Here is a 9,623-nt window from a genome sequence, read left to right on the forward strand (position 1 = left end):
GGCGGTCATAAGGGTAATATCCGACTGACGATGAACACTGTATGGTAACGGGTATAATGCCGATGGTAAAGCGAATGGGATGAATGGAAATAAGGCCGTCTGAACGGTTGAAATAAGGGATAAAGAGACATTTCCCCCTGCCCTATTCCTCCACTATTCAGTAAAGCAGTAATACAGTTACTGCAAAACAGAATTGCCAAATTTATCTTAAAAACACCATTTAGATAGGCCGTCTGAAATCACGTTTCAAACGGCCTTTGATAAAACTGATTTATCCAGGCAACAAACAGTTTGATTTAGATTTTTACAATAGGTATATTTCTTTTCATCTGATTTGGATAACCAACAACATCATGAAACCTGCTTTTTACCTCCCAATATTGTTTTTACTTTCAGCGTGCCGTCCTGAGGCTGAGACAGTCGATACGGCTGTACCAACGGCGCGTAAGCCTTCTTATTACGAGTCTGAAAAGCGTCAAACTGCAGTCACTCCAGTTAAAACACAAGTTCCTGCGTTATCTGCAATCAAAAGCCAAGCCGATTTTGACTTACTTTCGCGTATCTATGATCAAGGTAGTGAATATGAAATTCCTCATATCCTTTTCCTCATCGATCGTGAAGACGATAACCGTACCGACTACATCAATACTCCCAAATTTCGGCTACATGAGCATTATCTGGCTACTATCTTGAAACCCATGCTGTCAAAAACTGAATTAAATCAACAATACCGTAGTCCTAACCGACGTTATCTGTTTGGTACTATCAGTTGGCAGAATAGTACTCAGGAATATGTTTATGAGTTTTGGGAAGGAGACAAAATCACGCCTGAATTGTTGAGATTGGTGGCAGGCCGTCTGAAAGACAGTTTCTACGCTCCGTTGCGTTATAAAACCAATTCTTTATGGCAGGAAACCGTTGCCAAGCAAAGTAAAGTTCCTTTTATTACCCAAGAAAGTTTGATTAAAAATTTTCCCTACCTGCCTCTAAACCAAGGTAAAGCGATAGGCACATTACGCGTTATTGCCAAAGAAAATGATCTTTATAATGTCGGCGCTGACGATATTATTATTTTGAAAGAGGTTCCCCTAGAGCTGCCACCTGTGGCGGGGATTATCAGTGAGAAACCATCTACTGCACTATCGCATGTGAATGTATTGGCACGCGGCTGGGGGATTCCCAATATTTACCTTAAAGATGCAAGAAAAAATCCTAGCCCCATATATTGGCCGTCGTATCGAATTTGAAGCGACTGCTAAGCAATACCGAATTGTCCAAACCAACCGGAACACTACCAGCAAAAGCTTTTCAGACGGCCTTACCCTGCCCCAACCTGATGTTTCCGATTACAGCCTTCGGGCTTTGGCAAACCTGCGCCGTGATGACAGCCGTTACTGCGGCAGTAAGGCTGCCAACCTCGGCCATATCCGCGCCCATATTGCAGGTAGTAACGTACCTGACGGATTCTGCATTCCGTTTGCCTACTATCAAGCCATGATGGATAGGCTGGGTATTAACGCGACAACACTGACACAAATCGAAACGCAAAGTGATGGAGACAACCGCAAGCGCCGCACTGCTTTACTCTCACTGCAGAAAAAAATTACCGATGCCGAAATCCCGTCAGAATGGAAACACAGATGGGCTGAACAATGGTGCAATCAATTAAACAGCAAAGGCGTGTTTGTCCGCAGCTCCTCTAATTCCGAAGACCTGCCCAATTTCAGCGGCGCAGGGCTGTACACCACCGTGCCAAATGTTACCGATGAAAACGCGTTGGCCGAAGCAGTGAAGCAATCTTGGGCCTCCGTTTTCAATTACAGCGCATACGAAGCCCGCCGTATTGCCGGATTGCCTCACGATAGCGTGAAAATGAGTGTCTTTGTGCAACAAAGCATTAATGCAGATCTCTCCGGCGTACTGGTTACCATCAATCCTTATGATATTGCTCAGAAAAACAGCGCCTACATTGCCGCCAAACACGGGTTGGGTATTCGTGTCGTTGAGGGCAAACGGGTAGCCGAACAGGTAGTCTATAACCGTCGCAATGATTCTGTACAACGTCTCAGCTCCTCTAATGAAACCACAGCGCTGCAACTGGATAAAAATGGTGGGGTACGGGAGGTACCTGTAACCAGTGGCAACGTAATGAATCAAGAACAAATACGTCGCCTTGACCAAACCGGCCAACAAATCAAACAACTATTTGCCAATGGAGAGCAGGACATCGAATGGGCGTTTGACAATGGTAAGCTTGTTATCCTCCAAGCACGACCGTATCTAAACGGCACACGTTAAAGCAAAAGGCCGTCTGAAATTATCGTTTCAGACGGCCTTTGCATCATAAGTTAGTTATACCCTATACTTCCCGTTCTCCAAGGAACTATGATGTCAAAACAACTCACTTTTTATTTTATTCGTCATGGCCGTACCCAATGGAACGAACAAGGACTTTTGCAGGGATCAGGCAATTCACCACTGACCGAACAAGGAATTGCAGGAGCTCAGAAAACCGGGGCGGCGCTACAACAAGTAGAATTTACCGCTGCTTATTCCAGTATTTTACAACGCGCCATTGATACGGCTGGCCATATTATCGGCCAGCGCCCCATCCCTCTTTTTCAGCACTGTGGACTAAATGAGCAATCTTTTGGAAGTTGGGAAGGTATGCAGATCGCCGACTTGCGGAAGCTAACCGAATTCAAACAATTAACCAATGACCCGGCAGCTTATAAAGCATTAAGTAATGGTGGCGAAACCTTTGAACAATTAGCAGTACGTGCAATGGGCGCCCTTTACGATATCATTAAAGTACATCAATCGGGAGCCAATATTTTAGTGGTATCGCATGGCCATACCTTGCGGCTTTTATTATCCTTACTAGGCGGAGCGACTTGGGAAAACCATCGTGATGAGGGGAAATCCGTGTCATTGTTGAATACTTCGATCAGTATCGTGAAATACAATAGTGAAAGCGGTTTTCATATTGAGCAACTTAATGATGTGGCTCATTTACAATGATTACAACCATTCAACAATAATAAAAAGGTGGGCATTTTTACCCACCTTTTTTGCCATTAGCCGAACACTTTTTCCAAATGTGCTTGGTAATCTGCTAAGTATTGTTCTACTTGTGGATTTTTAATCACATCGTTACATACGAATGTCGGCAGACGGGTCAAACCGATGAACTCATTAAGTTTGTGGAAGTACATATACAACGCATCCGCGCCCTTACCTTCGAAGAAGTCACCTTCGCGGGTGAAGGCTTCAATCGGCGCATTCCAAGTAAGCGAAAGCATGTGTTTTTTGCCTTGCAACAAACCACCTGTGCCGTAGCCTTCAGTCGGATTGACACGATGGCGGCCATCACTGTGGTAAAGTTTACCGTGTCCGGCGGTTAATACTTCGTCTATGTATTTTTTCACTGTCCAAGGCTCGTGCATCCACCAGCCTGGCATTTGCCAAATCACGGCATCCATCCATAAGAATTTTTCGATTTCTGCTTCAACATCGTAACCAGCATCAATCACGGTTTCTTTTACATCATGTCCAAGTGCGGTCAAAACTTCTTTCGCTTTTTTATGAAGTGTGTGGTTCAACTCGCCATATGAATGGCCGAAATTTTTACCGCCATCCAATAATAAAATATTCATCTTTTGCTCCTAAAACAAATAATTCTGAAAAATGAGGTCTTAAATTATGCCTTTTTACTGCATATTTTAAAAGTGCATTCACCTACACGTTATTTACAGACCATAAAGGAAAATTTCTCATACCTATAATTAGCATTCATTATTTCTCTTCAACCAAACAAGCCTCTTCTATCAACTCTCTAACCCAGCGATATGCAGGATCTTTATGTGTCCGTTCGTGCCAAATAAGGGTTTTGGTGAAGCATTGAATTTCAAGGGCGATTCAAAGTGTTTGAAATTATTTAAATGAATAATCAAGCGCTCGGGCACGACTGCCAATAAATCGCTTTGCTCCAGCAATTCAGGCAAGACAATAAAGTTTTGTACCGACAGGCTGACATTTCTTTGCAGTCCAATCGCTTTCAGGGTTTGGTCAATAACACCGCTGAAGCTGCCGCCATGATAGGAAATTAAGGCTTGCTCTAACTGACAAAATTGCTCAAGGGTAAGTTCTGTTTGTTGAGCTATTGGGTGATCGCGGCGAACGGCACAGATGTAGCGTTCATCATGCAAATTTTTTGCGTGAATATCCGGTGCTTGGAAGTCTGGTGTCACCAGTGCAAAGTCAATTTACTGCTGTTCAAGCTGATTTTGTACGATGCTTTCGTTAATCGCCAGCACCACCACTTTAATTTTCGGCGCTTGGATTTTCAGCAAATGCAAGAGGGGCTGCGGTTTCCATTTGATTGCCGAACAGCGTTTACTGTTTTTAGGCTATTTCCTCGCCACCGCAGGCTCCGGCTTGGTTATGTTGCTGTTGCTGGCTACTTTGAATTTGGCGAGACAGGGACGGTTGTTGGTTAAATGAAAAATCGTGTGGCTTAAAGGTGTTATAAAACGGACATGGATACGAACATGGTTTTAGGTCGTCTGAAAACAGCGTAAGCGTAGTCGGATTCTAAAATCCAGATACGTTTACTGCCTGTGTCCCCCAACACCTCCTCCAGCCAATCAAACACCAATTTCACACGTGGGCAAGTGATATTTCTTTTAGGCGGTAAACGTATGCCGTCACTACTTCCGAGGGAGTTCAGGAAAATTCTCCACCAATTCAACTCTTACCAAATAAACATGGCAATTAAAACAGGACTGGCAGACGACGGTTTGGGCTTAACAAGGCGGCTATAATTTCATTTGAAATATGTGTAGTGATGAATTTGGGACTTACAGGAAGAAAACAAAATACTATTAATTATTGCAGCAGTACACGATAGTCAAAACTGAGAGGCATAGCTGGTATTTATGCTGAACAGTATCATGGAAACTGCAAAGAAGAGGTTACTTTAATCAATAAAATTAAGAGATTTGATAAAAAACAAACAGCCCATCTGCACATAAATTTTTGAAAAAGGAGATTATTATATTAATGTGAAGCTATAAGGATTATTGATAGCATAATAATGAGATATTATAAAAATATCTCTGTATTTAATGATGTGATATAATTCACACATTTCATATTAATGATGTGTATTTATTTTGAAAAATCTAAGGAGAAAAAATGTATTATAGTTCTGACATTCCGAAACATAAAGTTTTTTTGAGTTTTCATCATCAAGATGACTGTTATCGCCAACAATTTGAACGGCAATTTTCTAATGAATTTGATCCAGTATTTGTTAATCGTTCTGTTCAAGATGGCGATATTGATCCAAATTATAAAACGGATGCGATTCGCAGAAAGATTCGTGAAAACTATATTTCTGATTCCTCAGTAACCATAGTTCTTATTGGTCAAAATACATGGCAACGTAAGCATGTGGATTGGGAAATAGGATACAGTTTAACAACTTCAAACCTAAATACTCGTTCTGGTCTAATCGGTATCCTGTTGCCCAGTTATTCTCCATGTTATGAATCATATTTCCATCCTAACTGTGTACGAAAATGGACTGAAAATAATAGTCAGATTTATACACCTTGCAACATTCCACCACGATTATATGACAATATTCAGAGCGGCTATGCCAAAATCTATCCTTATCCAACCTCTGCACATGAATTAAAAAAATGGATTCATGAGGCATTTCAAAGAAGAGGCAGCGGGTCACATCGTAACAGTCGCGATTATTTTGCCAATAATCGAAATAGTTCACATTGGTAATTTAAACTTTAAGTAGGAATTAGTCTCTTATGTCCATGCAAATCACTCCACCTTTGGCCGTTCATTTTATTTGGCATCCAAATGATAACGAAAATATCTATTCTACAATGATAGAATTTCGTCGTTATCTTACACGGGATATTGATCGTCCATTTCTAGAGAATTAATATCCCAACATTTTATACAGTTCACGAAACCCAAAACTCCACCTTCTTCCATCCCACAGAAACTTGCTACGAAAGATGTGATTTTCTTTTTATTTAGCAGTAATACTTTGATGAATCCTGATTGGGAAGACTATATAAATTCGTTACCAGAGCAAGATAATTATCATCTTGTACCTGTAGCTATTGAACGAGAAGGATTCAATCAAACTTCATCAGGTCGTCTGAAGAATTTTAATTGTATTCGGGCATTTGATTGGCCTACTGAACTAAAAAAAGAATATGCAATTCTCTTTCTATCTCATGAGTTGTATCGATTTGGTTTAAAAGGTACTACTGAGAATAGCCTTGGCATTGATTCTTCGATTCGCCTATTTTTAAGTCATGCTAAAAAAGGAGATACTGGCTTAAAACACGCAGAAGCGATTAAAAACTTTTTAGATAATTCCAATATGCAAAGATTTTTTGATGCAAATGAAATATCACCTGGATTTAAATTTGATCAAGAAATTGAAAATCATATTAAAAACTCAACAATCATTGCGATTGAAAGTGATGCGTACTCTTCTAGATACTGGTGTCAAAGAGAAATTTTAAGTGCCAAAAGGGAACGACGCCCTATTATCCTTGTGAATAGCTTGGAAGAATACGAAGATAGAGTTTTCCCTGCAGCATCGAATATTCCCTGTGTGCATATAACTGCAGAGCCATTGGAAGAAAAAGATATTTTAAGGATTCTTATCGCAGCATTATTAGAAACAATACGTTTTGAGCATGCACACAAACTGCTACGATATTATCAAGAGCAAGGCTGGATTGATAAATCTGCTGAGATTTTTGCTAGGCCGCCAGAAATTCAACAAATTGTTGATATTTTAGATAAAGGACATAAAGATAATTTAGTTATTTGCTACCCTGAACCACCTTTATATAAAGAAGAAACGGAGTGGACGAATCATTTTAACATTACTGTTTCCACTCCCTTATGGTCATCTAAACAAGAGAATGAAACTAGCTCTAATTTACGTATCGGTCTATCTATTTCTGATTATCTTCCTGACGGTTATGAAACATACAACCAAGACATTGACGAACTCAAGCGGTTTTCTCAATCTTTAGCACGACATTTATTAGCTGGTGAGCACACTCTAATTTATGGTGGCGATTTACGGGATGAAGGTTTTACGAAGTTTATTCTCGATGAAGCAACAGTTTTAAGAGATAGGTTGCAGACAGATCAACTATTTGTAGAAAATCACCTAGCTTGGCCTCTATATACTAAAAAAGAAAATACAAAGTGGTATGCAAATTATAAAACTGTAGTAAAACCCGTATCCGCTAATATACCTGATGATGTGAAAGGGTTGATTCAAAATGAAGAAATTTTTCTTGAGCCAAATTGTCCTGAAAATAAATATATTTGGTCTCGATGTCTTACCGAGATGAGAGAAACGTCTATCTGTTCTTCGGATATAAGAGTTTTTGCTGGTGGAAAATTTGAAAACTACCTTGGAAAAATGCCTGGGGTTTTAGAAGAGTTCTTGATTGCTTCTAAAGAGAAAAAAGTAATTTTCTTAGTTGGCGGTTTAGGAGGATTAACCGGTAAGTTATGTGATTCAATTAAGAATCAATGCTTGTCTGAAGAGTTTACGGAAGAATGGCAGACTTCTCATAATGCATTCTATAAAGAATTACAGGATATCGCACGTTCTCACAATAATAATGCCAATTATGACGACATTAGATCTATTATTGAAGATATCTCAATCTCAGAGCTTGCAACAAAAGCAGGACTAACGGTCAAAGAATATGAGAGATTGATGCAGACGCCTTTTGTTGATGAATGTATTCACCTAATCCTAAAAGGGATTAAAAACTTATCTAGAAAAGAGAACGATCTTAATGACTAAACATAAAGTTTTATTAGTTATCATCATGATAATGATCAATGGGCAAAAGAAAATTATTAGAGCTTAATAGCAAATATGATATTTTTATTGATGGTTCTGTTGATACCGGGGATATTAGTGATGATTTATCTGATGAAGAAATTAGAAAGAAAATTCGCGATGAATACTTACGTGATACTACTGTTACAATTTTATTGGTAGGAACGGAAACTAAAAATAGAAAACATATTGATTGGGAACTTTATTCCAGTATGTATGATGGTAAGGTAAATAAAAAGTCAGGTATCCTGGTAATACAGCTTCCGTCAACAAACCCTCAGTATATTACAGCCTCTCATGGTGATGAGGAAAAATAAATTTATATCAATCGGTTACTAATTGGATTAGTATAGATTCTAGAGATGTGTTTGAAAGACGATATCCTTATTTGCCAGAACGTATAATTGATAACTTGCTAGCTAAAGACGTAAAAATATCTGTTACAAAATGGGGAGATTTAAATACTGAAGATTTAAGATTACTTATTGATCTAACTTATCAAGATAAAGAATCTTGTCAGTATGACATGAGTAGAAAAATGAGAAGAAATAATTTATAACTTTTATAAGGAGATAGTCTATGAATTTTCTAACTTATATATTTAAAGGGTCTTATATTAATAGGCAAAAAGATAAGTATTTTATCAAAAATATTCTTTCTATATTTAACAGGGACGAGATTACTGGAGTTGGCATAAAAGTGAATAATAACCCATGGGAATTTGAGGTATTTATTTTTATTACAATAGATACAAATTACCTAAAAAGGGAAAGGTTTACTGAGTGGGTAAAACAGTTTGATAATAAATATTCTTTACATAATATATTTCTTGGAGACGTGTCTAAAGGTGGAAATATAGTAACATTTATTAATGAAGATACACTAATTTTCTTTGATAGGCTTTTTATTTTTTCCGAGTCTGAATCCGAATTGCTTGCTAGAAATAAACTTCTCCCTACACTCTGGTTTGGAGAGCGTTCTGCTTTTGAGACTAAATACCCTCAGTATAAAAATGCCGAATATCAGATTCCAGCAATTTTCATTAGTCATTCATCCTTGGATAAAGATAAGATAGCTTTGCCGATTAGCGATTATTTATGCGCTAAAGAAATACCAATTTGGTTAGATCGTAATGAAATGACGTTAGAAAATAATTCAAGTGAGGAAGTCATATACGAAAAAATTCGCCATGGCATCTCAATATGTAAGACAGGAGTATTCATTGTTACGCCAAATTTTATTGAGGAAAGCAAATGGACAAAAGTAGAGTTATCTATTTGTAAAGAGCTTGATAAAAATATTCTATTACTTATCTTTGATAAAAATGAAGAAAGAGTAGAAAAGTTAAAAAAAGATTTTTCTTTAGATGATTCACCTATTGTCTTAATGAATAGTATAGAGGTTGATTATGAAACTGTAAGAAAGAAACTTTTAGAGAATAATTTTATATAAGATTCTGTTTCTTCTTAAAAAGCAGCCTGCACCTTTTGAACTAATGCGCAGGCTGCTTTAGGGTAATGAGCCGTTTATCAATCCAGCTTCACGATTTCTCCGTCTTTCGGAACGTTCACACGGCTTTCAATACCTTGACCGCGTATAAATTTACGCATATCGGCGCGGCTGACGGCGGTATGATTCACGGTATCCATGTGTACGGTGATGATTTTGACTTTAGGCATGACTTGACTGGCTTTTAATACATCAGCCGTCC

The 9,623-nt window shown here is 38.4% G+C and carries 10 protein-coding genes and 1 pseudogene; 8 read left to right on the forward strand and 3 right to left on the reverse strand.

Features of this window, described 5'->3' with window-relative positions; genetic code table 11:
• Positions 1 to 353 precede the first annotated feature (353 nt).
• The 3 genes from TW89_RS12145 (at position 354) to TW89_RS10460 (ending at position 3,021) form a co-directional block, all read left to right on the forward strand.
• On the forward strand, positions 354 to 1,247 hold the full coding sequence (locus TW89_RS12145) for a hypothetical protein (RefSeq protein ID WP_283114714.1): 894 nt from the start codon (positions 354 to 356) through the stop codon (positions 1,245 to 1,247).
• Positions 1,198 to 2,298, forward strand: a complete 1,101-nt coding sequence (locus tag TW89_RS12150) for a PEP/pyruvate-binding domain-containing protein (protein ID WP_283114715.1) — start codon at positions 1,198 to 1,200, stop codon at positions 2,296 to 2,298. The genes TW89_RS12145 and TW89_RS12150 overlap by 50 nt, the downstream gene beginning before the upstream one ends.
• A 90-nt stretch (positions 2,299 to 2,388) precedes the next feature.
• Positions 2,389 to 3,021, forward strand: a complete 633-nt coding sequence (locus TW89_RS10460) for a histidine phosphatase family protein (RefSeq protein WP_128581396.1) — start codon at positions 2,389 to 2,391, stop codon at positions 3,019 to 3,021.
• Between the two features lie 56 nt (positions 3,022 to 3,077).
• Here TW89_RS10460 and TW89_RS10465 read toward each other — a convergent pair whose 3' ends face one another.
• Together TW89_RS10465 and TW89_RS10470 are read right to left on the reverse strand one after the other, a co-directional pair.
• A complete protein-coding gene (locus TW89_RS10465; protein WP_128581397.1) occupies positions 3,078 to 3,656 on the reverse strand; it encodes an NAD(P)H-dependent oxidoreductase in 579 nt (192 codons plus the stop codon).
• 171 nt (positions 3,657 to 3,827) lie between these two features.
• The gene (locus TW89_RS10470; protein WP_283114716.1) at positions 3,828 to 4,208 is read right to left on the reverse strand and encodes a LysR substrate-binding domain-containing protein; all 381 of its coding nucleotides are present in this window, start codon (positions 4,206 to 4,208) and stop codon (positions 3,828 to 3,830) included.
• A gap of 85 nt (positions 4,209 to 4,293) precedes the next feature.
• On the opposite strand from TW89_RS10470, the gene TW89_RS10475 reads away from it, so the two are divergent.
• The 5 genes from TW89_RS10475 to TW89_RS10495 all read left to right on the forward strand — a co-directional run bounded on the left by TW89_RS10475 (position 4,294) and on the right by TW89_RS10495 (position 9,364).
• Entirely contained in the window at positions 4,294 to 4,503 is a 210-nt protein-coding gene (locus TW89_RS10475) for a hypothetical protein (protein ID WP_283114717.1), read from the forward strand.
• Positions 4,504 to 5,196: 693 nt separating this feature from the next.
• Positions 5,197 to 5,799 (forward strand): TIR domain-containing protein, encoded by a 603-nt coding sequence (locus TW89_RS10480; protein WP_128581398.1) that lies wholly within the window; start codon positions 5,197 to 5,199, stop codon positions 5,797 to 5,799.
• A 277-nt stretch (positions 5,800 to 6,076) separates the two neighbouring features.
• Positions 6,077 to 7,873, forward strand: a complete 1,797-nt coding sequence (locus tag TW89_RS10485; RefSeq protein WP_283114718.1) for a TIR domain-containing protein — start codon at positions 6,077 to 6,079, stop codon at positions 7,871 to 7,873.
• Between the two features lie 38 nt (positions 7,874 to 7,911).
• On the forward strand, positions 7,912 to 8,229 hold the full coding sequence (locus TW89_RS11875) for a TIR domain-containing protein (protein ID WP_225522207.1): 318 nt from the start codon (positions 7,912 to 7,914) through the stop codon (positions 8,227 to 8,229).
• Between the two features lie 262 nt (positions 8,230 to 8,491).
• A complete protein-coding gene (locus tag TW89_RS10495; protein WP_128581399.1) occupies positions 8,492 to 9,364 on the forward strand; it encodes a toll/interleukin-1 receptor domain-containing protein in 873 nt (290 codons plus the stop codon).
• 77 nt (positions 9,365 to 9,441) lie between these two features.
• On the opposite strand, the pseudogene TW89_RS10500 reads toward TW89_RS10495, so the two are convergent.
• Positions 9,442 to 9,623, reverse strand: a pseudogene (locus TW89_RS10500) (MBL fold metallo-hydrolase); the annotation flags it as partial.

The sequence above is a fragment of the Neisseria flavescens genome (assembly GCF_001618065.1).
GTDB classification, from domain to species: domain Bacteria; phylum Pseudomonadota; class Gammaproteobacteria; order Burkholderiales; family Neisseriaceae; genus Neisseria; species Neisseria flavescens_A.